Below are 25145 nucleotides of genomic sequence, written 5' to 3' on the forward strand. Positions count from 1 at the left end.
ATCGAATCGACACTTTTTAGCCCATTATCTGCTGCGTGTTCCAATCAGGGGAGTGTGCCGTGCCACAGGCTAGTGTCGTCATGCCGACGTTTCAACAAAGCCGTTTCATCCGGCGCGCGCTCGACAGCCTGCTGGCGCAAAGCCTGGACGACTGGGAGCTGATCATCATCGACGACGGCTCGCAAGACGATACGGGCAGCGCGGTGCTGCCTTACCAGGAAGACGCGCGCGTGCGCTACGTGCGCCTGCCGCGTAACGGCGGCCTGGGCGCGGCGCTTAACCAAGGCCTGGCGCGCGCCCGCGCGCCGCGCGTTGCTTATCTCCCGAGCGACGACGTGTATTACCGCGATCATCTGCTGGCGCTGTGCCAGGCGCTGGACGCCAACCCGCGCGCTTCGCTTGCCTGCGCCGGGGTGCGCCACCATTACAACCGCAGCGCCGACGGGCACATCGCCGGCTACCCGCTGCAGCTGGTGCAGTGCATGCACCGCCAAGGCAGCGAGCGCTGGCTGGAACGCTCGCAGATCGAATCGGATGATCTGGAGCGGCTGTTCTGGGGAAAACTGCGCTTGGCAGGTGATGTTGCGTACACCGGCCACGTCACCTGCGAGTGGGTCGATCATCCGCACCAGCGGCACAAGGTGATGCAGGAACCGGTGGGCGGCATCAACCCTTTCCGCCTGCGCTACCGCGTGCAGGAGCCGCTCAGGTTTCACAGCACCGTTGGCAACGCGATCGACGAGGTGGCGCACTACGCGGCCATGCGCGCGCGGCCTGCAACAGCCAGTGCGCCCGACGGTCTCAAGATCCTGCTGGTGGGCGAACTGGCCTACAACGCCGAGCGCGTGCTGGCGCTCGAAGAGCAAGGTCACACGCTGTATGGTCTGTGGATGCAGGAACCGTACTGGTACAACAGCATCGGCCCGTTGCCGTTTGGCCGCGTGACCGACCTGGCGCACGACCAGTGGCGCGAAGAGATCGCGCGCATCAAGCCCGATCTCATCTACGCGCAGCTTAACTGGCAGGCCGTGCCTTTCGCGCATGAGGTGCTCATGTCCACCGCCGGCATTCCGTTTGTCTGGCACTTTAAGGAAGGCCCGTTCATCTGCATGGAAAAAGGAACCTGGCCACAGCTCATTGACTTGTTCCGGTATGCGGACGGGCGCATGTTCGCCAGTGCCGAAATGCGCGACTGGTTCGACACCGTGGTGCCGGGCCTGTCGCACACCCGGCCATGCTTTGTGCTTGACGGCGACTTGCCCAAAAAAGACTGGTTCGAGCAAAGCGCCGGCGAATTGCTTTCTTCTTGCAGCGGCGAGATCCACACCGTGGTGCCGGGCCGGCCCATGGGCCTGCATCCGCAAACGGTGGCCGAGCTGGCGCAGCGTGGCGTTCACCTGCATTTTTACGGCGACTTCACCCAGGGGCAATGGCGCGAATGGATCGCCAAGGCCCGCGCGCTGGCGCCGGCGCACCTGCATTTGCACGCCAACGTCGAACAGGCGCGCTGGGTGCAGGAGTTTTCGCGTTACGACGCCGGCTGGCTGCACGCCTTTGTCAGCGAAAACCACGGCGAACTGCGGCGCGCCAACTGGGACGACCTGAACATCCCCGCGCGCATGGCAACGCTGGCTGCGGCTGGGCTGCCGATGATCCAGCGCGCCAACCCAGGCGCCATCGTCGCCAGCCAGACGCTCGCGCGCGAACTTGGCATTGGCGTCTTTTACGACACGGTCGCCGGCCTGGCGCACCAGCTGCGCGAGCGCAGCGCCATGGAAGCGGTGCGCGCTAACGTGTGGGCGCAGCGTGCGCTGTTCACCTTCGACCATCATGTACCGGACCTGGTGGCGTTTTTCCGCACGGTGATCGCCAGTGCCAGCGGGGCGTCCTCGAGCGCGAGGAGCGCAGCTTGAAGCGCATGCGCTGCGAGATCGTCATTTCCTACACAGACCGCAGGAAGCACCAGGAGCTGGCGGGGAAGGTGGCAGTAGGCTTGGTGTCGCTCGAGTCGCTTGGGCACGAGGTGGCGACCTGGTACCTGCTTTCGAACGGCGTCTCGCTCGACACCATCCTGCGCGTCATCACGATGCCGCACAAACGGCGCAGGTAAGGCGCGCCCTTAATGCGCACTGCGCCGGGACGGAAAATTGCCAGCGCGTGACGCCAGCCGCCGTCCGCAGCCGCTATTTTTTCCCTGGCAGCGTCCACTTGAGGCCGCGGGTAATCAAGCCGGGCGCCAGCGTCAGATGGTCTTCATCGGCAAACACGCGGCTCTCGATCTGCAAGCCCGGATAATGCCGCGCTTTGAGCAGCGCCTGAAACTGCTTGAGATCGGCCACCATGTTTTCCTCCGGCCCCGTCTCGAGCGAGCCGACGCCAAAATACAGCCGTGCCTTTAACTCCTTGTGGGATGCCGCGAAGGCCTTTTCGCGCTCGAACATCACGCGCTTGCCGTACCACAGTGACGGACTGCCCAAAATATATTGGTCGAACATCGACGGCTCGGTGAACAGCACCTGCAACCCGAGCAAACTACCGTACGAGTGGCCCACAAAGACCTTCCGGGCCATATCGGATCGGTAACGCTGCGCAATCAGCGGGAAAACGTCGGTAGCGATAAAGCGCCGGTAAGCTTCTGCCTTGCCAAATTGCGGCGTTCGGCCCGGCATGTCGGACACATAATTGGAATCCGGAGGATTAACCGGCGTGTAGTCGCGCCGCCGGCTAAATTCACTCGTATCGCCGGTCGCATAGCCCAGGCCCACCAAAATGAATTCTTCCAGGCCGCGTCCATTGGCGCCGACCCGCTTTGCCACGCTGCGCGTGAGCGGGAACGCATAATTTGCGTCGGTCACAAAGACGACGGGATAGCGCCTGGTCGAGCTGTTGTACGAAGGCGGCAGGCTGACCATGATCTGGTAATCGCGCTTGAGTTCCTTGGCGTGCAGGCTGTGCACGGCAGTATCGTCAAGAACGTAGGGCGGCGCGGCCTGCGACCAGGCAGTGTTGGACAAGGCGACCATGCACATGGCAAAAAACGGGGCAAAAAACAGCTTTTTCAATGAGCGCTCCAGTGATAAGGTAGTGCTCATTATCACTTAATTTTCGGCCAATGTTGCTTAATAGCGCCTACGGGTGGGGCGCAAAGGGTCGAGCAAGCCGCGCAGCGCATTGTGGTCAAGCTCGTACATCAGCGCGAGCAGCTCGCCCAGTTCGCCGCGCGGAAACCCTTCGCGCGCGAACCAGCCGAGGTAGTGGCCAGGGAGGTCGGCAATGAATTTGCCTTTGTATTTTCCATAAGGCATTTCACGGGTTAGCAGCAGTTGGAGATGTTCGGGCTTCATGGTGGGCAACACTCTAACGCAAAATGACATAACGGGGAAACGATGCGCAAGACTTATCACGGCAGCTGCCATTGCAAGGCGGTGCGCTTCGAGGCCGACATTGACTTGAGCCTGGGCACTTTGCGCTGCAATTGCTCGATTTGCAAAAAATTGCGATGCTGGCCGGCGGTGGTGAAGCCCGACGCCTTTCGCTTGCTTGCCGGCGCCGAGGCGCTGTCGCTCTACCAGTTCGGCACCAAAACGGATGAGCACTTTTTCTGCAAGCATTGCGGCGTAAGGTCGTTCGGCACTGGCAACTCGCCGCGGTGGGGCAGATTCTACGGCGTGAACGTCACCTGTCTGGACGATGTCACGGACCAGGAGCTCGCAGCGACGCCAGTGACCTATCTGGACGGGCACAACGATCGCTGGGATAGCATGCCCATGGAAACCGGCTATTTGTAAGCGCAACCGTCACGCCAGTGCATAATCGTGCCCAAGGAGAAAAGCATGGAAGAACCATTTGATCTTGCCCGTTTCACCGAGGCGCAGGCGCCGGTCTACGACGCCGTCGTCGCCGAACTGCGCGCGGCGCACAAACGCACCCACTGGATGTGGTTTATTTTCCCGCAGCTTGCCGGCCTTGGCCGCAGCGCGATGGCGCAGCGCTATGCGATTTCCTCGATCGCTGAAGCGCGCGCCTTGCTCGCCCATCCGGTGCTTGGCGCGCGGCTGCGCGAATGCGCCGCCTTGCTCGCCGCCACCGAAGGGCGCAGCGCCCACCAGATCTTCGGCGATCCGGACGAGTTGAAACTGCATTCCTCGCTGACCCTGTTCGCCCAGGCGGCGCCGGACGAGCCGCTGTTTCGCACGTGCCTAAAAAAATTCTACAACGGCGCGCCCGATGCGGCCACGCTGGCGCTGCTTTCCTGAGGAGCCTTCATTGACCCGAACGCGCCACCTGCTGTGCCTATTTCCCGCGCTATTGCTGGCCGGCTGTGCATCCACCGGCCCGTCCGACACGCTCGCCAGCGTCGTCGACCGCTTTGACATCGTCAGCCGCACCCCCGCCTTTGCCGGCGCCCCGTTCGAAGGCGGCGGCGAATACGAGACCATCGTTGCGGTAGCCCACATGCGCATCAATCCGCGCCACCCGTTGAACCGGATCATCGCCGATATTGACCAGGGCGGCACGCCGCTCGCCTGGATTTCATACCAGACCGATGTCGTGATCCTGCGTCCGCGCGAAGCAGTGCACGCGTCGCGCGCACTGCTGGTCGAGCTGCCCAATCGCGGCGGCTATCTGTTCCCCGTCATGGCCAACGACGCCGTCAGCGAGGCCGGAAAGCCGGCCACCGCCGGCAATGGCTTTACCATGCGGCGCGGGCACACGCTGGCCTGGATCGGCTGGCAGGGCGATGTCCCGCTGGCCGCCAATGGCAGCGCGGCCGGCATGCAACTGCCGCTCGCCACGCGGGCCGGCATGCCGATCACAGGGCCAAGCTTCGCCGAGGCCGTGTTCGACAATGGCGAGACCACGGGAACGATAGCGCTTGCCTATCCCGCCGCCTCGCTCGACCAGTCGCAAGCTGCGCTCACGGTGCGCGCCTACGCCACGGCGGCTCCGGTGCTCGTGGCGCGCAGCGCGTGGCGCTTCGAGGGCGCGTCGGCCGTCACGATCGCCCGGCCCGGCGGAGTTGATGCCGGCGCCATCTACCGCTTTGACTACCAGGCCAGCAACCCCCGTCTGATGGGCCTTGGCATGGCGGCCGTGCGCGACGTGACCAGCTTTCTCAAGTCGGGCGCGCCTGACGGGGCAGGGCAGGCCAATCCGCTGTCCGACATCCGGCCCAACGTGGCCATCGCGGTTGGCGTATCGCAGTCCGGGCGGGTGCTGCGCGACCTGATCTGGCAGGGCTTCAACCAGGATCCGGCCGGTGGCAAAGTCTTCGACGGCGCCATGCCGCTGATCGCCGGAAGCCGCAAAAGTTTTGTGAACGTGCGCTTTGGCCAACCGGGCCGCTACTCGACCCAGCATCTGGATCACGTCACTTATGGCGACCAGTTCCCCTTCAGCTACGCGGTCACCACCGACCCGGTCAGCGGCAGGACCGACGGCATCTTTGCGCGCTGCCAGGCCACGGCCACCTGTCCTAAGCTGATGCATGTCGACAGCAGCGTCGAATTCTGGCAGGGCCGCGCGTCGCTGGTGGTGGACAACGGCGCCGGCAAGGACATCGCATTGCCAAATGACGTGCGCGCGTACCTGATGTCGTCCACCCAGCACATGGCCGCCGACCGGCCATTTACTGTCGTATGCAAATACCCGAGCAATCCGGCGCGCCAGGGGCCGGCGGTGCGCGTGCTGCTCGACCGGCTGGTCGACTGGGCGCGCAGTGGCAAGGAGCCGCCTGCCAGCCGCTACCCGCGCCATGCCGACAGCATGCTGACCCAGCCTACGCGCGAGGCTGTCGGCTTTCCCGACCTGGCCGGAGTGGATTTTCCAGCCGCGCTTAATGAGTTGATAGTAGTCGATTACAGCGGCGAGTCGGCGCGCGCGCAGCCGGGCCTGCGCTACAACGTGCAGGTGCCGATGGTCGATGTGGACGGCAACGACATCGCCGGCATCCGCCTGCCCGACGTGGCCGTGCCGCTGGCGACCTACACTGGCTGGAACCTGCGCCGCAGGGGCTACGCCGAAGGGCAGCTGTGCGGCTTGAACGGCATGCACCTGCCTTTCCCGGCGAGCGCGCGCGTCGGCGATTCGCGCCGCGCCATCGCCCAGCGATACGCCAGCCGGATTGCATACGCCAAGGCGGTGGCGCTGGCCGCGCGCGAGCTGCGCGACCAAGGACTGTTGCTGCAGGAAGATGTCGAGCGCTACATCGAGCGCGCCAAGGGGGACACCCGCGTGGCGCCATAGGCGGCAGTCGTCATCCATTTTTACAAGCGGTGACTGACCCAGAAATCGCGAAGTTCGGCAATCGAAAAACTAAAACAACATCGTCCTCGCGAACGCGGGGACCCATGGAGCAGTTGCTCAGATCCACCGTTCTTTGGGTCCCCGCGATCGCGAGGACGATGTGGTATGTGTAGCTGATGGCAAAACCGGCGCACGCTGGGCAAAGGCGAGGGAAAACGGCGGTAGGGACGCGATCAGTATCGTTTCTTCTCCCGAAGCAGTGATTGGCAAGGATCGCCCAATGACATGTGGCAGGCGCCAGGTCAAGCCCAAACCGCCCTTTTTTGGTTGTTGCGTATAATCTGTCCTTAGTCAGACCAACCATCATCAGAGAACACACAATATGGCATCATCGAACGACAACATCAGCATGGCCGTCTTTTGCGACTTCGAGAACGTCGCGCTCGGCGTGCGCGACGCGAACTACGAAAAATTCGACATCAAGCCGGTACTCGAACGTCTCCTGCTCAAGGGCAGCATCGTGGTCAAGAAGGCGTATTGCGATTGGGAGCGCTACAAGGGCTTCAAGGCCACCATGCACGAAGCGAACTTCGAGCTGATCGAGATTCCCCATGTGCGCCAGTCGGGCAAGAACTCGGCCGACATCCGCCTGGTGGTCGATGCGCTCGACCTTTGCTACACAAAATCGCACGTCAACACCTTCGTTATCATCAGTGGCGACTCCGACTTTTCGCCCCTGGTGTCCAAGCTGCGCGAGAACGCCAAGCAGGTGATCGGCGTGGGCGTCAAGCAGTCGACCTCGGATCTGCTGGTGGCCAACTGCGACGAATTCATTTTCTACGACGACCTGGTACGCGAAGTGAAACGCGCCGCCGCCAAGCGCGACGAGCGCAAGAAGCCTGAAACGCGCCGTCCCGCTGTTGCCGGCACGTCCGACGAAGCCATCCGCCGCAAGGAAGAACTGGAAGAGCGCAAGGCCAAGGCGATCGAGCTGGTGGTCGAGATGTTCGACGCGCTGGTATCCGAACGCGGCGACAGCGGCAAGATCTGGGCCTCGCTGCTCAAGGATACCTTGAAGCGCCGCCGTCCCGATTTCAATGAGACTTACTACGGCTTTCGCACCTTCGGCAACCTGCTCGAAGAAGCGCAGAACCGCGGCATGCTTGAATTTGGCCGTGACGAGAAATCGGGCGCCTATGTGTACCGCAGCAGCAATCCGCCGGCCCTGAACGCGGCCGCCGGCGAGCCGGCGACGGAGCAGGCGGGCGAGCAGGACAGCGCGCTGGTCGAGGTGCAGGAGCCACGCGAAGCGCGCCCACCGCGCGAAGGGCGCGCGCCGCGGGAGCCAAGAGCGCCGCGCGAGCGCCAGCAACAGGCGCCCCAATCCGATGCGCGCCGCCGTGGTGGGCGTGGTTACCGCAGCGAGGCAGTGGTCAACGACCAGGCGCCGCCGGCGCAGGACAGCGAAGCGATCGACCCGATCGAATTGCAGCCGCCGATGCCCAAGCCGCAGGGCAAGGGCGACGCGCGCCGTGGTGCGGGCCGGGGCGGGCGCAATGGTCGCAAGGGGGCCGATGTCTACGAGCCGGTGCCTAATCAGGCCGAGCTGGAACGCCAGATGCATTTGGCGCAAGGCGACGATGAGGACGAGCACGAGAGCGTCGCTGAAGTAATTCAGGTGGCGCCGGAGCCAGCCCCGGAGCTGGTGCCAGAGCCCGTGCAGGAAAAGCGCCGCAGCACGCGTGGTGCGCGCAAGAGTGCAGTGAGCAAGGTTGACGCTGCGCTGATGGCGGAAGAGCCGGTGGCCGAAGAGCCGGTGGCCGAGGCGCGGGTGGAAGACGCGCCTGAGGCGGCCGAGGCTGCTGTCGAAGCCGAGGCCCCGAAGAAGGCTGCCCGCAAGCCGGCGGCGCGTCCGCGCAAGCCGGCCAAGCCGAAGGCGGAAGCGGAGTAAGCTTTCCGCTTGTGAGGCGATTGGTGGTGTGAGCGTCACACTTGCGAAGTAAATGGTGCTGTGTGCACCACTCTTGCGGGGTAAGTGGCGCTATGAGCACCACCACATCGTCCTCGCGTACGCGGGGACCCATAGAACAGTTGCTCAGTTGAACCGTTCCATGGGTCCCCGCGTGCGCGAGGACGATGTAACTTTGCGGCGCTGCAGCCCCATTTGCGACAGCCGCGTGCGCGAGGACGACGTGACTCTGCTGCGCTCCTTAGCGCGAAAGACCTGGACTGACGTGCTCGTATGCGTGCACTTCGCTTGTTGCCATCCGCACTTGCGCCATGCACAATCTCCAAAAAACGGGCAAACTGACAAGCAGCATCCCTGTCTAACCTGCACACCCATCAGGCATCAAGGAGTCCGCCATGCGTTCGCTCATTGGAGTCATGCTTTCCCTGGTCATTCTCGCTCAGCCCGCCATCGCGGCGCCGCCTGCGGCCGACCATCCCATTCTCGGCATCTGGAAACTCACGCTCCCTGACGGCAGCTGCTCCGAAGTCTATCGCTTCCGCGGCGACGGCACTACGCTCGTCACCAGCGCCGAAGAAATCGCCCAGAGCGAATTTAACATCCTGCCCCAGCCCAGCGCCAAGGGCTTCTACAAGCTCGAAGACCGCCTGGTCAAGGACAACGGCAAAAAAGATTGCGTCGGCCAGATCACCAAGGCAGGCGCCAAGGCGACCCATTTCGTTCACTTTCATCCGTCCGGCGCGCTGTTCCTGATGTGCGCGTCCGAGTCGCTTGAGGCTTGCATCGGGCCGTTTCGCCGCATGCAGGGCCAGGAGACCTGATCGCATGGTCCGCATCGGCGTCATCTCCGACACCCACGGCCTGCTGCGGCCCGAAGCAATGGCGGCGCTCGCCGGGAGCGACTACATCGTCCACGGCGGCGACATCGGCAACGCCGCTATCCTGGCCGAGCTGGCCGCCATCGCGCCGCTGACGGTGGTGCGCGGCAACAACGACACGGGGGCGTGGGCGCGCGCCGTGCCTGCCAGCGCGCGCCTGCAGGTCGGATCGGTGTTGCTTTACGCGGTACACGACATCGCCACCCTCGACATCGATCCCGTGCGCGAAGGGGTGCAAGTCGTCATTTACGGCCACTCGCACCGCCCGCTGGCCCAGCAGCGCGGCCCGGTGCTCTACCTCAATCCCGGCAGCGCAGGGCCGCGCCGCTTCAAGCTGCCCGTTTCGGTGGCCCTCATCGACGTCAACGACGGCACCATGCACGCGCGCATCGTCGAATTGAACCTGGCTTAGGCGTTCGTTCTTGAATTGATGCGTTTCAGCGGCATATAACCCTTGCTCGTCGCGTCGCACCCCATACAATGATCATTTAGACCATAATCACCTCGCTTTCGCTTACAGTACGCGTTTTTCCCACCATAACCATAACTTTTACCTGCCGGAGCTTTAATGTCATCCAAACCCATTTCCCCCTTGCGCCGCGGCTTCGGCGCGGTGTGGAGAACGCTCGACGCCACGCGCCGCGCTGTCCTGAATCTGCTGTTCCTGCTGATCCTGATTATCATCGTCGCGGCCATGTTCAGCGGCGGCGCCAAGCCGATCACCGCCAAGACGTCGCTTGTCCTGGAACTCAAGGGCGACCTGGTCGAGCAGCACAGCGGAACCGTGCGCGATGCGCTGGTGTCCAATATCAGCGGCGAACAGGAGCGCTCGGTGCAGTTGCGCGACGTGCTCACCGTGCTCGATGCAGCCGCCAAGGACAAAAACATCGGCAGCGTCGTCCTCATGCTTGACGACCTTAACGGTGCCGGCCTGGCCACGCTGCACGAAGTCGGCTCCGCGCTCGACCGGGTGCGCGCGGCCGGCAAGCCCGTCATCGCCTGGGGCGGCAGCTATGACCAGAAGCGCTACCTGCTCGCTTCGCACGCCAGCGAGGTCTACATGCACCCGATGGGCACCTTGCTCATTCGCGGTTTCGGCGGCCACCGCAATTACTATCGCGATGCGCTCGACAAACTGGGCGTGACGGTCAACCTGCTCAAAGTGGGCACCTACAAGAGCGCCGCCGAGCCGTTCATCGGCAACGGCCCGTCGCCCGCCGCAGCCGAGGCTGAAGCCTACCTGTACGACGCGCTGTGGGCAGGTTACACCGCCGACATTGAAAAGAACCGCAAGCTGCCCGCCGGCACAGTCATGACGCTGATCGACAATCTGCCCAAGCTGCTTGAAGAGGCGAAAGGCGATATCGGCAAGCTGGCCATGTCCAACAAACTGGTCGACGGCCTGAAAACGCGCGACGAAATCCGCGCCATGATGATCAAGCGCGGCGCCAAAGATGAAGACAACAAGACGTTCCGCCAGGTCAGCTTCCATGACTACCTGGTGCGCCAGACGCCCAAGCTGTTTGGCGACGGCGTCGGCGTGGTCGTGGCCGAAGGCGAGATCACCGACGGCACCGCCAGCCCGGGCGCCATCGGCGGCCTGTCGACGGCCAACATGATCCGCAAGGCGCGCGAAGACGACGCCATCAAGGCCATCGTCCTACGTGTCGATTCGCCCGGCGGCAGCCCGTACGGCTCCGAACTGATCCGGCGCGAACTTGAACTCACGCGCGCGGCGGGCAAACCGGTCGTGGTGTCGATGGGCAACGTTGCCGCGTCCGGCGGTTACTGGATCGCGATGGCGGCCGATGAAGTCATCGCCGACCGCTCCACCATCACCGGTTCGATCGGCGTGTTTGCGCTGATTCCGACCGCCGACAAGGTGGCCGACAAGCTGGGCGTGCACACGGCGGGCCACACCACGACCTGGCTGGCGGATGCCTACAACCCCCTGCGCCCGCTCGACCCGCGCGTGGCCCAGCTGTTGCAAAGCAATGTGGAACGTATTTATACGGACTTCACCACCAAGGCGGCAGTGGCACGCAAGACCACGCCGGCCAAGATCAATGAAGTGGGCCAGGGCCGGGTATGGACCGGCCTGCAGGCGCAGGAACGTGGCCTGGTCGACACCATCGGCAGCTACGGCGACGCGCTCAAGTCGGCCGCCAAGCTGGCCAAGCTGGCGCCTGGCTTTCGGGTTGCTTACATCGAGCGCGATGGTTCGGCCTTCGAGCATTTCCTAGAAATGTTCGGCGCCAGCGCGTCAACTGCCTTCACGGTCCAGGTGAAACTGGGCTTGCTGCCGGCCGGCTTGCCGCAAAGTTCGGTTGCGCAAGTGGGCAAGGACATGGCGTGGCTGACCGACATGAGCGGCAGCCATAACCCGTTCCAGACAATCACCCACTGCATGTGCACCCTGCCATAAGGCGACCATAACGGGAGTTTTGTAGCGAGTTTGTAACGCTATGTAGCTGAATAGACGGCCATTTTGACGGGCGCATGATGATCATGCGCCCGTTTTTTATTGCGTTGCACTATGACAGCGCCTTGACCAGCCAAGCCCGACAAGGCTGCTTGCTTAAAAGTTCCAACTTTAATGTACGGTCCGAAACATATTTTTACCGCTCCACATGCTACAGTCTTTACAACAATCGTTGCTATCAAGACAAGGAAACACATGGATGCCCTCACGACAAAACCTGCGCGTACCCGGCGCGCCAAGCTCATTGGCACCGTTATCGCCGTGCTGGCAATGGCCGCTCTGGGTGGGCTGGCGTGGTACTTGACGCACCAAGCGCCTGAGGGCGGCGCGGCGCAGGGCGCAGCCGGTGCGCGCGGGGTCGCCGGTGGCGGCGGCGGCGGCGGCGGACGAGGCGGGCGTGGAGGGCTGGCCACCACCGTCGGCGTGGCCACTGCCGAACTGGCCGACATTCCCGTCAGCGTCGACGCGCTGGGCACCGTTACCGCAGCGGCCACGGCCACGGTGCGCCCGCAGGTGTCCGGCATCCTCCAGAAAATCAACTTCAGCGAAGGGCAACTGGTCAAGTCCGGCCAGGTGCTCGCCACCATCGACCCGCGCTCGTTCGAGATGGCGCTGCTGCAAGCTTCCGGGACGCGCCAGCGCAACGAGGCCCAATTGGCCAGCGCGCGCGTCACGCTCGAACGCTTTCGCACGCTGCTGGCGCAAGACTCCATCGCGCGCCAGGAGGTCGACACCCAGGCTGCCCTCGTCAAGCAGCTCGAAGGCACCTCCATGACCGACCGCGCCGCCGAGGGCATCGCCAAGCTGAACCTGAGCTATACCCAAGTGAAGGCGCCGATCAGTGGCCGCGTGGGCTTGCGCGTGATCGACATGGGCAACCTGGTCGGCAGCGGCGACGCGGCCGGCATCGCCGTCATAACCCAGCTCTCGCCGATCGACGTTGAATTTGCCGTGCCGCAAGACCGCGTGCCCGACCTGCAGGCCAGCGTGCGCGCCGACAGCCCTTTGCCGGCGACCGCTTTTGACCGCACCCGCACGGTGCCGCTTGCAACGGGCAAGTTCGCCGCCCTCGACAACCAGGTCGATGTGCAAACCGGGACCGTGCGCGCCAAGGCGCGCTTTGCCAATGCCGACCAATCGCTGTTCCCGAGCCAGTTCGTCAACCTGCGCCTGGAACTGCGCACCATCAAGGGCGCCGTCATGGTGCCGGTAACGGCGCTGCGCAACAGCAGCACGGGCGACTTTGTGTATGTGCTCAACGCCGCAGAACGCACGGTGGCCGTGCGGCCCGTCACGCGCGGCCAGGCCACCGTCGACAAGGTCGAAATCAAGACCGGCTTGTCAGCCGGCGAGCAGGTGATTTCCGAAGGGGCCGACCGCCTCAAGGATGGCGCCAAGGTGACGCTGCCGGGTGACAAGCCGCAGGCAGCCGGTGCCGGCGGTAAACGTGGCGAACGCGGTGGCGCGGGCCGCCGCCAGCGGCCTGAAGGCGCGGCTCCTGCCGAGACTGCGGCAGCGGCACCTGCACCGGCTACCGTACCAAGCGCCGTGCCAACCGCCGCACCGGCAGCCGCACCAGCAGCCGGCGAGGGCCGCCGTGCGCGTGACGGCGCCACCGGCGAGCGTCCGCCGCGCACGGGCGAAACCGCGCCCACAGGCGAGCGCCCGCGGCGCCAGCGTGAAGGCGCGGAGGCGCAATGAATCCGTCCTCCCCGTTCATCCAACGCCCGGTAGCGACATCGCTGCTGATGCTGGCCATCGTGCTGGCCGGGCTGGTGGGCTTCAAGTTCCTGCCGCTGTCGGCGCTGCCGCAGGTGGATTTCCCGACCATCCAGGTGCAAACGCTGTATCCCGGCGCCAGCCCCGAAGTGATGGCGCGCACCGTCACCGCGCCGCTCGAACGGCGCTTCGGCCAGATGGCGGGCTTGCAGCGCATGAGTTCAAACAGCGCCTCGGGCGTGTCGGTCGTGACGCTGCAGTTCGGGCTTGGAGAAACGCTCGACGTCGCCGAACAGGAAGTGCAGGCCGCGATCAACGCGGGCGGCTCGCTGCTGCCGGCCGACCTGCCGGCGCCGCCGGTCTACGCCAAGGTCAACCCGGCCGACGCGCCAGTGCTCACGCTGGCTATTACGTCGGACACGCTGCCGTTGACCGAAGTGCAAAACCTCGTCAATACACGCCTGGCGCTGAAAATCAGCCAGGTCTCGGGCGTCGGCCTGGTGACGCTCAGCGGCGGTCAGCGGCCGGCGGTGCGCATCCAGGCCGATACCGGCGCCTTGGCGTCCTACGGCCTCGGCCTGGACACGCTGCGCAGCGCCATATCCGGCGCCAACGCCAACAGCGCCAAGGGTAATTTCGACGGCCCCACGCGCTCCTACGCGATCAACGCCAACGACCAGTTGCTGACCGTGCCCGACTATGAAAACCTGATCGTCTCCTACAAGAACGGCGCGCCGGTGCGCCTGAAAGACGTGGCCAAGGTGGTCGACAGCGCCGAAAACGTCAAGCTCGGCGCCTGGGCAAACCTGAAGCCGGCCATCATCCTGAATGTGCAGCGCCAGCCCGGCGCCAACGTCATCGCCACCGTCGACGCCATCAAAAAGCGCCTGCCCGAGCTGTCGGCCAGCCTGCCGGCGGCGGTCCGGCTCGACGTGCTGTCGGACCGCACCACCGGCATTCGCGCCTCGGTCGAACACGTGGAACTGGAGTTGCTGCTGGCCGTGCTGCTGGTGGTGCTGGTGATTTTTGCCTTCCTCCACAGCGTGCGCGCCACCGTGATCGCCAGCCTGGCCGTGCCCATTTCCCTGATCGGCACCTGCGGCGCCATGTACATGCTCGGCTACAGCCTGAACAACCTGTCGCTGATGGCGCTGACGATTGCCACCGGCTTTGTCGTCGACGACGCCATCGTCATGATCGAGAACATCGCGCGCTACATCGAAAAAGGCGAAACGCCGATGGCTGCGGCCATCAAGGGCGCGCAGCAGATCGGTTTTACCATCATTTCGCTGACGGTGTCGCTGATCGCTGTGCTCATTCCGCTGCTGTTCATGGGTGACGTGGTGGGGCGCCTGTTTCGCGAGTTTGCCATCACGCTGGCGATCACGATTCTGATCTCGGCCGTGGTCTCGCTCACGCTGGTGCCGATGATGTCGGCGCGCTGGCTGCGGGCAAGCGCAGATGAAAAGCCGGGCCGCTTCGCGCTCAAGACCCAGGCTTTTTTCGACCGCGTGATCGTGCGCTACGACCATGCCTTGAACTGGGTGCTGGCGCGCCAGGGCCTGACGCTGATCGTGGCGCTGGCAACGCTACTGCTCACCGTGCTGCTCTACATCTTGATACCCAAGGGCTTGTTCCCGACCCAGGACACCGGCCAGTTGCAGGCGCGCGTTGAAATGCGCCAGGCGATCTCGTATGACCGCATGGCAGAGCTGCAGCAGGCGACGGCCAGGGAAATCCTGGCCGATCCGGATGTCGAGTCGCTCAGCTCCAACGTCGGCGTTGACGCGGCCAACAACATGATGCTGCACACCGGACGCATGCTGATCAATCTCAAGCACGACCGCACGAGCGACCAGGCGGCCATCATGGAGCGACTGCGCCGCCGCGCCGCGCAGGTGGCGGGCGTGACGCTCTATGTGCAGCCGACGCAGGACTTGACCATCGATGCCGAAACCGGCCCCACCCAATACCGCGCATCGATCGAAGGGGCCGACAACGCCACCGTCACCGAATGGGCGAGCAAACTGGTCAAGCGGCTGCAGGATGAAAAACAGCTGCGCAATGTCGTCACCGACGCCGGCGCGACGGGCGCCGCGGCGTTTGTCAGCATCGACCGCGATACGGCCTCGCGCATGTCGATCACGGCAGCGTCGATTGACGACGCGCTGTACAGCGCCTACGGCCAGCGCATTGTCTCGACGATTTTCACCGAAACCAACCAGTATCGCGTGATCCTCGAGGCGCAGCGCGACGCCAACATGTCGATCGCCACGCTCGGCCAGCTGCCGCTGAAAACAGGCTCGGGCAACACCACGCCGCTGGCCGCCGTGGCCACCGTCACCGAGCAAAATGCGCCGCTCCAGATCACCCACGTGGCGCAATACCCGGCCACCACCATCGGCTTTGACACCGCACCCGGCGTGTCGCTGGGCCAGTCGGTCGAGGCGATCAGCGCTGCGGCCAAGCAGATCGGGCTACCGGCCTCGGTCACGCTCAGCTTTTTGGGCGCGGCCGGTGCGTACCAAAATTCGCTGTCGAACCAGCTGTGGCTGATTCTGGCGGCGGTGGTGTGCGTGTACATTGTGCTGGGCGTGCTGTACGAAAGCTATATCCACCCGCTGACGATTTTGTCGACGCTGCCTTCGGCCGGCGTGGGCGCCTTGCTGGCCTTGATGATCAGCGGCCAGGACTTGGGCGTGATCGGCATCATCGGCATCATCCTGTTAATCGGCATCGTAAAAAAGAACGCCATCATGATGATCGACTTTGCCATCGAGGCTGAACGCGAACAGGGCATGGGCGCGCGCGAAGCTATCCAGCAGGCCGCGCTGCTACGCTTTCGGCCGATCCTGATGACGACGCTGGCCGCGCTGTTCGCTGCCGTGCCGCTGATGCTCGGCTGGGGCGAGGGCGCCGAGCTGCGCCGTCCCCTGGGCCTGGCGATTTTCGGCGGCCTGATTGTCAGCCAGCTGTTGACCTTGTTTACGACGCCGGTCATCTACCTCGGCTTTGACCGCCTGGCGCGGCGCTGGGACCGCAATCGGGCGCAGGTAAATCCGGTCCAAGCCACGCCATCCGGGGCGGCAAAGTGAACCTGTCCGAGCCATTCGTCCGGCGCCCCATCGCCACGGTACTTCTGACGCTGGGCATTGCGCTGGCCGGCATCGGCGCGTTCTTTGTGCTGCCCGTCTCGCCGCTGCCGCAGGTGGATTTTCCGACCATTACCGTAAGCGCCTCGCTGCCCGGCGCCAGCCCGGACACCATGGCGACCAGCGTGGCCACGCCGCTCGAGCGGCGTCTTGGCGTCATCTCGGGCGTGAACGAAATGACGTCCAACAGCGGCAACGGTTCGACCCGCGTCAGCCTGCAGTTTGACCTGAACCGCAAGATCGACTCGGCCGCGCGCGAAGTACAGGCGGCCATCAGCGCCGCGCGCGCCGACCTGCCGGCCACGCTGCGCAGCAACCCGACCTACCGCAAGGTCAACCCGTCGGACGCGCCGGTCATCATCCTGGCGCTGACCTCCAAGAGCAAGTCGCCTGGCCAGATCTACGAATCGGTCTCCAACCTGGTGCAGCAGAAGCTGGCACAGGTCAAGGGCGTGGGCGACGTGGAAATTGGCGGCGGCTCGCTGCCGGCGGTGCGCGTCGAACTGCTGCCGTATGCGCTGAACCGCTACGGCGTCTCGACCGAGGACGTGCGCGCCGCGATCCAGTCGACCAACGCCAACCGTCCGAAAGGGGCGATCGAAGGCAATGGCATGCGCCTGCAGATCTACTCGCAGGCCAGCACCGCCAGCGGAGGGCGCAGCGCGGCCGACTACCGCAGCCTGGTTGTCGCCTGGCGCAATGGGGCCGCCGTGCGACTGGACGACGTGGCCGAAGTGATCGACGGCGTCGAGAACATCAATACCCTGGGCCTGTTCAATGGCGCGCCGGCGGTGGTGGTGCTGATCACGCGCCAGCCGGGTGCCAACGTGATTGAAACGGTGGACGGCGTGCGCGCGCTCATTCCGACGCTGCAGGCCCAGCTGCCCAAGGATATCAAGCTGCAGGTGGCATCCGACAGCACCAATTCGATCCGCTCCTCGCTGCAAGAGATTGAAATCACCTTGATCATCTCGATCCTGCTGGTGGTGCTGGTGGTGAGCATGTTCCTGCGCAGCGTGCGCGCGACCATCATCCCGGCCGTGGCCACCGTGGTGTCGCTGCTGGGCACCTTTGGCGTGATGTACATGCTGGGGTTCAGTTTGAATAACCTCTCCCTGATGGCGCTCACGGTCGCCACCGGGTTTGTGGTCGATGATGCCATCGTGGTGCTCGAAAACACCGCCCGCCACATCGAGCAGGGCATGGACCGCATGCAAGCCGCTTTGCTGGGCGCGCGCGAGGTTGGCTTTACGGTGCTCTCGATCAGCCTGTCGCTGGTGGCCGTATTCATCCCCTTGCTGTTCATGGGCGGTCAGGTGGGCCGGCTGTTCCGCGAGTTTGCCGTCACGCTGTCGGCCGCGGTCTTGATATCGCTGGTGATTTCACTTACCACCACGCCGATGATGTGAGCCTGGCTGCTGAAACCCGGCGGCGTTGAACGCAAGGACGGGCGCCTGGCGCGCTGGGCCGAACGCGGTTTTGACAAAATTCACAAGATGTATGAACACTCGCTCGATTGGGCATTGGACAGCAAGGCGCTGGTCATGCTCATTTTCCTGTTCGTCATCGGCTTGAATGTCTACCTGTTCACGGCAGCGCCAAAAGGATTTTTTCCAAAGCAAGATACGGGCCAGATCAACGGCGGCCTGCGCGCCGACCAGAGCATTTCATTCCAGGCGATGCAGGAAAAGCTCAAGCAGCTGGTCGACATCATCCGCGCCGATCCAGCCGTGGAAACGGTGGTTGGCTTTACCGGCGGGGGACGGGCCGGCGGCGGTTTCATGTTCATCAACCTGAAACCGGTGTCGCAGCGCGACGTTGGCGGCCAGGCCGTGATTGCCCGCCTGCGCCCGCAGCTCGCGCAGGTGACGGGCGTATCGATGTTCCTGAACCCGGTGCAGGACTTGCGCATGGGTAGTCGCCAGTCCAACTCGACCTACCAGTACAGCCTGAAAAGCGACAACCGCGAAGACCTCAAGCTGTGGGCCGGCAAACTGGCCGACGCCATGAAGCGCCAGCCCCAGCTGGCCGACGTCGACACCGACCAGGCGGAAAACGGCGTCGAGATGTTCGTCAAGATCGACAAGGAGAGCGCGGCGCGGCTGGGCATCAACCCGCGCGACGTCGACAATGCGCTCTACAACGCCTTTGGCCAGCGCCAGGTTGCCACCATCTATGATGAACTCAATCAGTACAGCATCATCATGGGCGTGGCCAAGCGCTACGCGCAAACGCCGCAAGCGCTGAGCGACATTTACGTGCCTTCGCGCGGCACGTCGGTGGCCGGGGCGCCGGCCAACACCACTGCGGCGCGCGACCCGTCCAGCGGCCAGGCGCTGAGCAGCGAAGCGACCACGATGGTGCCGCTGTCGGCCATTGCCAGCTTTGCCGAAAGCGCCACGCCCACCTCGATCAACCACCAGGATGGCGAGCTGACCACGACCGTCTCGTTCAACCTGGGCGAAGGTGCCAATCTGGCCGACGCCAAGGCCGCCGTCAAGCAGGCCGAGGCCGACATCGCCATGCCCAACAATGTGCGTGGCAGCTTTGAAGGCACGGCCCGCGCGGCAGAAGAATCGAACAAGGAGCAGCCGCTGCTGATTTTGGCGGCCATCGTCGTCATCTACATTGTGCTGGGCATCCTGTACGAAAGCCTGGTGCATCCGATCACGGTGCTGTCCACCTTGCCTTCGGCCGGGGTGGGCGCGGTGCTGGCGCTGCTGCTGTTCAAGATGGATTTTTCGATCATCGCGCTCATTGGCGTGTTCCTGTTGATCGGCATCGTCAAGAAAAACGCCATCTTGATCATCGACTTTGCGCTGGAAGCGGAGCGCACGCGTGGTGTGAGCCCGCACGAGGCGGTGCGCGAAGCGTGCCTGCTGCGCTTTCGGCCGATCTTGATGACCACGCTGGCCGCTGCGCTCGGCGCCTTGCCGCTGGCGATCGGCTTTGGCGAAGGCTCTGAATTGCGCCGCCCACTTGGCGTGGCCATCATCGGGGGCCTCCTGGCCAGCCAGCTGCTCACGCTCCTGACCACGCCGGTCGTCTACATCGTGATGGACAAGCTGCGCCGCCGCAGCCCGGCCGAGCGTGAGTTCGGCCACCATGCCGACCACGTGCCATCAACTAACCAACCATGAGTGCTCCTATGCGTCCCATTTTCCCGCTTGTCCTGGCTGCGGCGCTCACCGCCGGTTGCGCTGTCGGCCCGGCCTACCAGGTGCCGGCCGCGCCCACGTCCGCCAGCTTCAAGGAGGCCGCCGGCTGGTCGCCGGCCGCCCCGGCAGACGCGCTTGACCGCGGTCCCTGGTGGACCTTGTTCAACGACCTTGTGCTGAACGGCCTGGCCAGCCAGGTTGAAGTATCGAATCAGAACGTGGCAGCGGCCGTGGCCTCGTACGCCGCCGCGCGCGCGGCCGTGGCGCAGCAGCGCGCATCGCTGTTCCCGAGCGTGAACCTGGGCTTGTTGGGCGACCGGTCAGGGGGCAGGGACCAGGACAGTGCCAGCAATTACCGGCTCAATATCGGCGGCAGCTGGGAGCCGGACGTGTGGGGACGCCTGCGCGCCGGCGTGAGCGGCGCCAGCGCGGGCGCTGCGGCCAGTGCGGCGGACCTGGCGGCGGCGCGCCTGTCAGCCCAGGGTGAGCTGGCCATCAATTACTTTGCAGTGCGCCAGAGCGACGCGCAAAAGGCGCTGCTGGCCACCACGCTGGACGGCTATGAGCGCGTGCTGACCATTACCAGGAACCGTTACGAGGCCGGCATCGTCGGCAAGTCGGACGTGCTGCAGGCCGAGACGCAGCTGGCCAATGCCCGTATCGACGAGCTGGCGCTGACCCGCTCGCGCGCCCAGTCCGAACACGCAATCGCCATCCTGATCGGCAAGGCGCCCGCCAATTTTGCGCTGGTAAGCGCGCCGTGGACGGCCAACGTGCCGGACATTCCAGTGCTGGTGCCATCGACCTTGCTCGAGCGCCGTCCGGATATCGCCGGTGCCGAACGGCGCGTGGCGGCGGCCAACGCGCAGATCGGCATCGCGCGCTCGGCCTACTATCCGAACATCGGTCTGTCCGCTTCGCTCGGTGCGGGCGGCAGCAAGATGGGCGAGCTGTTCAGCGCCTCGAACCTGTTATGGTCGTTTGGCGCCAGCGTGGCGCAGTCGCTCTTTAACGCGGGCGCCACGCGCGCCAACGTGGCCGGCGCCCAGGCGCAGCATGCCGTTGCGGTGGCGCGCTACCGGCAGACCGTGCTGGACGCTTTTGGCGACGTGGAAAATCAGCTGTCCGCCACGCGCGTGCTGGCGCAGCAGCAGGTGCTGCGCAGGCAGGCGTCATCTGCCGCCGACCAGGTCGAAGCGCAGATGTTGAATCGCTATAAGGCGGGGCAGGTGGGCTACACCGAAGTGGTGCAGGCGCAGTCTACGGCCTTGTCGGCGCGGCGCTCGCTGGTGCAGTCGCAGGCCGACCGCCAGACGACTACGGTCGCTTTGATTCAATCGTTGGGCGGCGGCTGGCAAGCTTCGTTAGAATAGCGCCACCATGACCAATAAAACCTCCAATACCACCAAGGCGGCCGGCGCCGATGGCGTCGCATATGAAGTGCGGCGCTCCCACATTCACGGCAATGGCGTCTTTTCGCGCCGCAAGATCGACGCCGGCGAGCGCATCGTGGAATATGAAGGCGAGCGCATCACGGCTGACGAATCAGCCATCCGCGCCGAAAATGGCGGCGGGCCGGTGAACCATACGTTTTTCTTTTCGCTTGCGGACGGCAATGTGATCGATGGCGGCAGCGGCGGGAATGACTCGCGCTACATCAATCACGCATGCGAGCCCAACTGCGAGGCGTACGAGGAGGAAGGGCGCGTGTTCATCTACTCGCTGCAAGAAATTGAAAAGGGCGAGGAACTCAATTACAACTACGCGCTCATCTATGAAGAGCGGCATACGGCTGCCGTGAAAAAACTGTTCGCGTGCCGCTGCGGGGCGCCGTCGTGCACGGGGACCATGCTGGCGCCGAAAAAGCGCGCCAGGAAAAAATAAGCGCTTTAGTACGACAGTGGCTGGCCAGCGGGGATGGCCAGCCGGACGCTCAACAAGTTATCCGCGTACCGCTGCTTCAATCTTGGCGACGTCGATTTTCCGCATTTGCATCATTGCTTCAAATGCGCGCTTCGCCACCGCGCGATCAGGACTGGCGATCGCCGTGGTGAGAACGCGTGGCGTAATTTGCCATGACAGGCCCCACTTGTCCTTGCACCAGCCGCATGCGCTTTCTTCGCCGCCGTTGTCGACAATGGCGTTCCACAAGCGGTCGGTTTCCGCCTGGTCGTCCGTGGCAACCTGGAACGAGAACGCTTCGCTGTGCTTGAAGGCCGGGCCGCCGTTCAGGCCGATACATGGGATGCCAAGCACGGTGAATTCGATTGTCAAGACGTCGCCTTCTTTGCCGGCGGGGTAGTCGCTGGGTGCGCGAAAGATGGCTCCTACCGCACTGTCGGGAAACGTCTCTGCGTAAAATCGCGCCGCTTCTGCTGCGGAGCCGTTGAACCAGAGGCAAATCGTGTTTTTGCTGACCATATTTTTCTCCGATGGGTGACCAATGCGTAGCTTACACCAAGAATAATGCCCGCTTTCCGGTGCAGTTGGCGTTCCTTACAGTTGAGCACATACGCGCTGGTATGCCTGCGCAACTGTGACAGAAAGGTCGGCAGCATCGGGAACGTGGCAAGGTCGTTTTCGCGCAGGAGGCGGCCGCAAAAATGGCAACGATGCAGCACAGTTACATCGTCCTCGCGCACGCGGGGACCTATAGAACGGATGGCAATGGCTCTCCTAATTAATGCGTGGCGGCGGTAGGTCGGATTGCGCTGACGCTTATCCGACCTACGCTCCTCACTGCGGCACGTTCACACCAGCGGCAGCGCCGTTGAATCCCTTCCGTCATTCCTTGCTAAGCGCTAACACGCGTTTTGCGACGGGAAACCAGATATCGAACACCGTTTCGTTGGCGCCGTTGGCGGCCAGTTTGTACGGCAAGCCGTGGCGGTTAAGCACTTCGCGCACGAACATCAGGCCGATGCCCTGGCCGCCTTTTTTGGTGCTGACAAAGGGCGTGAACAACTGGCGCGCCGGCACTTCGCCCAGCCGGTTGCCTGAGTCAACGATCGACAGGCGCAGGCGATCGCCTTCATCGTCGAGTGCGAACGAAATGTAGCCCGCCGCCCCCGTTTCGGCCTGGCTCGCTTCCACCGCCTCGACCGCGTTCTTGACGATGTTCAGCAGCGCCTGTTCCATCAGGTGGCTGTCCAGCCGCACCGGCGCCGCTTCGGAGCGCCGCGCCCAGCCAATCGCAATGCCGCTGCGCTTGCACTGTTCACGGTTGAGGTACAAGATGTCGTCCATCATCGCCGCCACCGACGCCGGCCGCAGCTCGGGCTCGGGCATTTTTACGACGCGCGTAAAACGCTCGATGAATTCGCCCAGACTGACATTGCGCCGCTTGACGGCATCCACGGCAGTGCCAAAATCTTCGCTGTCGTGCTCTGCCAGCTGGGTCTTGTAGTACAGCAGCGAATCCATCACCGAGCCGGTCGCGGCCACGGTATTGTTGACTTCATGAGCGAGCACGCGGATCAGTTTGTCGTAGGTGGCGCGTTCGGAACTTTCCAGCACATCCGTCATTTCCTCCACCAGCACGAAGCCGCGTGCAAAACCGCGATCAAAAAACTGGCCGCGCTGGCCGCGAAAGCGCCGGCCTTCCCGGTCGGTCAGCAACTGGCTTTCACCCAACGGCAAGGCGTCGAGCTGGCTTGGCAGGCCGCTCTCGCCCCAGTAGCTCAGCGGTTTACCCTTGGGGTCGTCGAGCGCAAGCAGTGCCTTGGCGCTGGCGTTCATCAGGCTGATATTGCCTTCGAAATCGAACACGATGACGGCACTTGGCGTCGCTTCCAGCAGGCTGTCGAGAAAGCCGCGCTGTTCGCCCAATTCCAGTCTTTCGCGGTAGAGCGTGGCGAGCATGGTATTGAACAGGCTGACCAGTTCGTCCAGCTCGGGCAAGGTGCTGTCGGTCATGCGGGCGGCGTAATCCTGGTCTTGCAGCAGGTCGCGAAAGCGCGCCGTATATTCGAGCGGGCGCAGGGCGCGCCGCACCAGCCGAAAGCCGCATGCCAGGCTGGCAAGCAGCAGCACTTCGATCGCCAGAAATAGCGCGATGTTCTGGCGGAACAGAAACACCGTCAGGGCGAACAGCCCCAGGTGAACGGCAAGCAGGTAGGTGCCAAACTGCGAGCGCAGCTTCATTCGTCGGCCCCGGCCCCGATGCCGTGCCGTTCAAGCCTGCGATACAGCGCCGTGCGCGACAAACCGAGCGCCTGCGCCACGCGCGAGATGTTGCCGCGATGCTGTTCCATCGCCTGCCCGATCATGTGGCGCTCGACCTGTTCGAGCGTCATGCCATCGACGCCCAGCTTGTGCGCGCCGCCATCGTCGCGCTGCTCGGCGGCGATAAAGTCAGCCTGCGTCAGCTGGCTTTTACCGACCAGCAGCACGGTGCGTTCCAGCGTCTGCTTGAGCTGGCGAATATTGCCCGGCCACGGCTGGGCGCTGAGCCATTCCAGCGCCTGCGGCGTAATCGTTACCGGATCAATGCCATAGTGGTGCGACACCCCCGTGATGATATGTTCAGCCAGCAGCGCAATGTCGCTGCGCCGTTCACGCAAGGGTGGCAGCCGGATGGTGATCAGGTTCAGCCGGTAAAACAAGTCCTCGCGAAAGTCGCCCGACGCAACCAGCTCGGCCAGCTCCTGGTTGGTGGCCGATACCACGCGGATGTCGGCCTGCTCGGGGCGGCTGGCGCCCACGGGCTGGTAGCTCTGGTCCTGCAGGACACGTAATAGTTTGACCTGGTCGCTGCGATTGAGTTCGCCAATTTCGTCAAGGAAGAGGGTGCTTTCGTGGGCGCAGGCCACGTGGCCCTTGCGGTCGGCCTTGGCGTCGGTAAAGGCGCCGCGCACATGGCCGAACATTTCGCTCTCGAATAGCGACGGCGTGATCGCCCCCATATTGATCTTGACGGGCGAACGGGTAGCGCGCGGGCTGTTGCGGTGAATGGCGTCGGCAATCAATTCCTTACCGGTACCGCTTTCGCCGAGGATGAGCACAGGCGCCTTGGTGCGCGCCACCTGGCCGATCGTGCCCAGCACGCGCAGCAGTTTAGGGTGCTCGCCCACGATCGCGGAAAAATCGAATTGCTGGTCGAGCGCCTTGCGGTTGAGCCGTTGCGGCGACAGGCTGGCCGACAGTTCCAGCGTGCTCTCGATCAGTTCGATCAGTTGCGCGTTGTTCCACGGCTTGGTGAAAAAGTCGGCCGCGCCTGCCTTGACGCCGCGCACTGCCAGCGTGATCGAGCCCCACGCCGTCATCAGCAACACCGCCAGCGCCGGATACTTTTCCTTGATCTGCGCCAGCAGCGCCATGCCTTCCTGGCCGCTCGTTTGCAGCGAAAAATTCATATCTTGCACCACCAGGTCATACGGCGATTTGGCCAGCGCTTCGAGCGCCTGGCGCGGATTGTCACAGCACGCCGTCTCGAACCCGGACTGCTTGAGCAGCAGGGCAAGCGACACCTGGACGGCGGCGTCGTCATCGACAATCAAAATGCGTTGGGTACGTGAATCCATTGTCTCTTTTCTGTTCGTG

General features: G+C 63.9%; 18 protein-coding genes and 1 pseudogene. 14 read left to right on the plus strand and 5 right to left on the minus strand.

All coding sequences use genetic code 11. The features are described from left to right. The first annotated feature begins 59 nt into the window (after positions 1–59). On the plus strand, positions 60–1913 hold the full coding sequence (locus tag ACP7BV_RS06600) for a glycosyltransferase family 2 protein (protein WP_426102750.1): 1854 nt from the start codon (positions 60–62) through the stop codon (positions 1911–1913). Then, on the plus strand, positions 1910–2110 hold the full coding sequence (locus ACP7BV_RS06605) for a hypothetical protein (RefSeq protein WP_426102752.1): 201 nt from the start codon (positions 1910–1912) through the stop codon (positions 2108–2110). The genes ACP7BV_RS06600 and ACP7BV_RS06605 overlap by 4 nt, the downstream gene beginning before the upstream one ends. Before the next feature lie 73 nt (positions 2111–2183). Here ACP7BV_RS06605 and ACP7BV_RS06610 read toward each other — a convergent pair whose 3' ends face one another. Both ACP7BV_RS06610 and ACP7BV_RS06615 read right to left on the minus strand, forming a co-directional pair. Next, positions 2184–3062, minus strand: a complete 879-nt coding sequence (locus tag ACP7BV_RS06610; RefSeq protein ID WP_426102754.1) for an alpha/beta hydrolase — start codon at positions 3060–3062, stop codon at positions 2184–2186. Between the two features lie 57 nt (positions 3063–3119). Beyond that, positions 3120–3344 carry a DUF3820 family protein gene (locus ACP7BV_RS06615; protein WP_426102756.1) on the minus strand — a complete coding sequence of 75 codons (225 nt, stop codon included), beginning with the start codon at positions 3342–3344 and terminating at the stop codon, positions 3120–3122. Between the two features lie 42 nt (positions 3345–3386). Between ACP7BV_RS06615 and ACP7BV_RS06620 the strand changes: the two genes are divergently transcribed. The 12 genes and pseudogenes from ACP7BV_RS06620 to ACP7BV_RS06675 all read left to right on the plus strand — a co-directional run bounded on the left by ACP7BV_RS06620 (position 3387) and on the right by ACP7BV_RS06675 (position 21488). Next, a complete protein-coding gene (locus ACP7BV_RS06620; protein ID WP_426102758.1) occupies positions 3387–3788 on the plus strand; it encodes a GFA family protein in 402 nt (133 codons plus the stop codon). Positions 3789–3833: 45 nt separating this feature from the next. After that, entirely contained in the window at positions 3834–4256 is a 423-nt protein-coding gene (locus tag ACP7BV_RS06625) for a DUF1810 domain-containing protein (protein ID WP_426102760.1), read from the plus strand. Between the two features lie 10 nt (positions 4257–4266). Beyond that, the gene (locus ACP7BV_RS06630) at positions 4267–6246 is read left to right on the plus strand and encodes an alpha/beta hydrolase domain-containing protein (RefSeq protein ID WP_426102762.1); all 1980 of its coding nucleotides are present in this window, start codon (positions 4267–4269) and stop codon (positions 6244–6246) included. 382 nt (positions 6247–6628) lie between these two features. After that, positions 6629–8197, plus strand: coding sequence for an NYN domain-containing protein (locus tag ACP7BV_RS06635; RefSeq protein ID WP_426102764.1), 1569 nt, complete (start codon positions 6629–6631; stop codon positions 8195–8197). Positions 8198–8610: 413 nt separating this feature from the next. Then, positions 8611–9036, plus strand: a complete 426-nt coding sequence (locus tag ACP7BV_RS06640) for a hypothetical protein (RefSeq protein WP_426102766.1) — start codon at positions 8611–8613, stop codon at positions 9034–9036. A gap of 4 nt (positions 9037–9040) precedes the next feature. Continuing rightward, on the plus strand, positions 9041–9505 hold the full coding sequence (locus ACP7BV_RS06645) for a metallophosphoesterase family protein (RefSeq protein ID WP_426102768.1): 465 nt from the start codon (positions 9041–9043) through the stop codon (positions 9503–9505). A gap of 156 nt (positions 9506–9661) precedes the next feature. Further along, the gene (gene sppA / locus ACP7BV_RS06650) at positions 9662–11518 is read left to right on the plus strand and encodes a signal peptide peptidase SppA (RefSeq protein ID WP_426102770.1); all 1857 of its coding nucleotides are present in this window, start codon (positions 9662–9664) and stop codon (positions 11516–11518) included. Positions 11519–11770: 252 nt separating this feature from the next. Continuing rightward, positions 11771–13276, plus strand: a complete 1506-nt coding sequence (locus ACP7BV_RS06655) for an efflux RND transporter periplasmic adaptor subunit (RefSeq protein ID WP_426102772.1) — start codon at positions 11771–11773, stop codon at positions 13274–13276. Next, complete coding sequence (locus tag ACP7BV_RS06660; RefSeq protein WP_426102774.1) at positions 13273–16389, plus strand: efflux RND transporter permease subunit; 3117 nt, start codon at positions 13273–13275, stop codon at positions 16387–16389. The genes ACP7BV_RS06655 and ACP7BV_RS06660 overlap by 4 nt, the downstream gene beginning before the upstream one ends. Then, a pseudogene (locus tag ACP7BV_RS06665) lies at positions 16386–19586 on the plus strand (efflux RND transporter permease subunit). The gene ACP7BV_RS06660 and the pseudogene ACP7BV_RS06665 overlap by 4 nt, the downstream one beginning before the upstream one ends. Before the next feature lie 8 nt (positions 19587–19594). Beyond that, positions 19595–20977, plus strand: a complete 1383-nt coding sequence (locus ACP7BV_RS06670; RefSeq protein WP_426102776.1) for an efflux transporter outer membrane subunit — start codon at positions 19595–19597, stop codon at positions 20975–20977. Positions 20978–20984: 7 nt separating this feature from the next. After that, positions 20985–21488 carry an SET domain-containing protein gene (locus ACP7BV_RS06675; RefSeq protein ID WP_426102778.1) on the plus strand — a complete coding sequence of 168 codons (504 nt, stop codon included), beginning with the start codon at positions 20985–20987 and terminating at the stop codon, positions 21486–21488. A gap of 57 nt (positions 21489–21545) precedes the next feature. On the opposite strand, the gene ACP7BV_RS06680 is transcribed toward ACP7BV_RS06675, so the two are convergent. The 3 genes from ACP7BV_RS06680 to ACP7BV_RS06690 all read right to left on the minus strand — a co-directional run bounded on the left by ACP7BV_RS06680 (position 21546) and on the right by ACP7BV_RS06690 (position 25126). Continuing rightward, a complete protein-coding gene (locus ACP7BV_RS06680; RefSeq protein WP_426102780.1) occupies positions 21546–22025 on the minus strand; it encodes a VOC family protein in 480 nt (159 codons plus the stop codon). Positions 22026–22388: 363 nt separating this feature from the next. Beyond that, the gene (locus ACP7BV_RS06685; RefSeq protein ID WP_426102782.1) at positions 22389–23747 is read right to left on the minus strand and encodes a sensor histidine kinase; all 1359 of its coding nucleotides are present in this window, start codon (positions 23745–23747) and stop codon (positions 22389–22391) included. After that, positions 23744–25126, minus strand: coding sequence for a sigma-54-dependent transcriptional regulator (locus tag ACP7BV_RS06690; protein ID WP_426102784.1), 1383 nt, complete (start codon positions 25124–25126; stop codon positions 23744–23746). Before ACP7BV_RS06690 ends, ACP7BV_RS06685 begins: the two co-directional genes overlap by 4 nt. Positions 25127–25145 lie beyond the last annotated feature (19 nt).

It is taken from the genome of Massilia sp. TSP1-1-2 (assembly GCF_049896185.1).
GTDB lineage: Bacteria > Pseudomonadota > Gammaproteobacteria > Burkholderiales > Burkholderiaceae_D > Telluria_A.

What these genes read in the sequence shown, in the direction of transcription:
- ACP7BV_RS06615 (WP_426102756.1), bottom strand. Translation starts at nt 3,344, where the DNA reads ATGAAGCCCGAACATCTCCAACTGCTGCTAACCCGTGAAATGCCTTAT.
- ACP7BV_RS06620 (WP_426102758.1), top strand. Translation starts at nt 3,387, where the DNA reads ATGCGCAAGACTTATCACGGCAGCTGCCATTGCAAGGCGGTGCGCTTC.
- ACP7BV_RS06625 (WP_426102760.1), top strand. Translation starts at nt 3,834, where the DNA reads ATGGAAGAACCATTTGATCTTGCCCGTTTCACCGAGGCGCAGGCGCCG.
- ACP7BV_RS06635 (WP_426102764.1), top strand. Translation starts at nt 6,629, where the DNA reads ATGGCATCATCGAACGACAACATCAGCATGGCCGTCTTTTGCGACTTC.
- ACP7BV_RS06640 (WP_426102766.1), top strand. Translation starts at nt 8,611, where the DNA reads ATGCGTTCGCTCATTGGAGTCATGCTTTCCCTGGTCATTCTCGCTCAG.
- ACP7BV_RS06645 (WP_426102768.1), top strand. Translation starts at nt 9,041, where the DNA reads ATGGTCCGCATCGGCGTCATCTCCGACACCCACGGCCTGCTGCGGCCC.
- sppA (WP_426102770.1), top strand. Translation starts at nt 9,662, where the DNA reads ATGTCATCCAAACCCATTTCCCCCTTGCGCCGCGGCTTCGGCGCGGTG.
- ACP7BV_RS06655 (WP_426102772.1), top strand. Translation starts at nt 11,771, where the DNA reads ATGGATGCCCTCACGACAAAACCTGCGCGTACCCGGCGCGCCAAGCTC.
- ACP7BV_RS06660 (WP_426102774.1), top strand. Translation starts at nt 13,273, where the DNA reads ATGAATCCGTCCTCCCCGTTCATCCAACGCCCGGTAGCGACATCGCTG.
- ACP7BV_RS06670 (WP_426102776.1), top strand. Translation starts at nt 19,595, where the DNA reads ATGCGTCCCATTTTCCCGCTTGTCCTGGCTGCGGCGCTCACCGCCGGT.
- ACP7BV_RS06675 (WP_426102778.1), top strand. Translation starts at nt 20,985, where the DNA reads ATGACCAATAAAACCTCCAATACCACCAAGGCGGCCGGCGCCGATGGC.
- ACP7BV_RS06680 (WP_426102780.1), bottom strand. Translation starts at nt 22,025, where the DNA reads ATGGTCAGCAAAAACACGATTTGCCTCTGGTTCAACGGCTCCGCAGCA.
- ACP7BV_RS06685 (WP_426102782.1), bottom strand. Translation starts at nt 23,747, where the DNA reads ATGAAGCTGCGCTCGCAGTTTGGCACCTACCTGCTTGCCGTTCACCTG.
- ACP7BV_RS06690 (WP_426102784.1), bottom strand. Translation starts at nt 25,126, where the DNA reads ATGGATTCACGTACCCAACGCATTTTGATTGTCGATGACGACGCCGCC.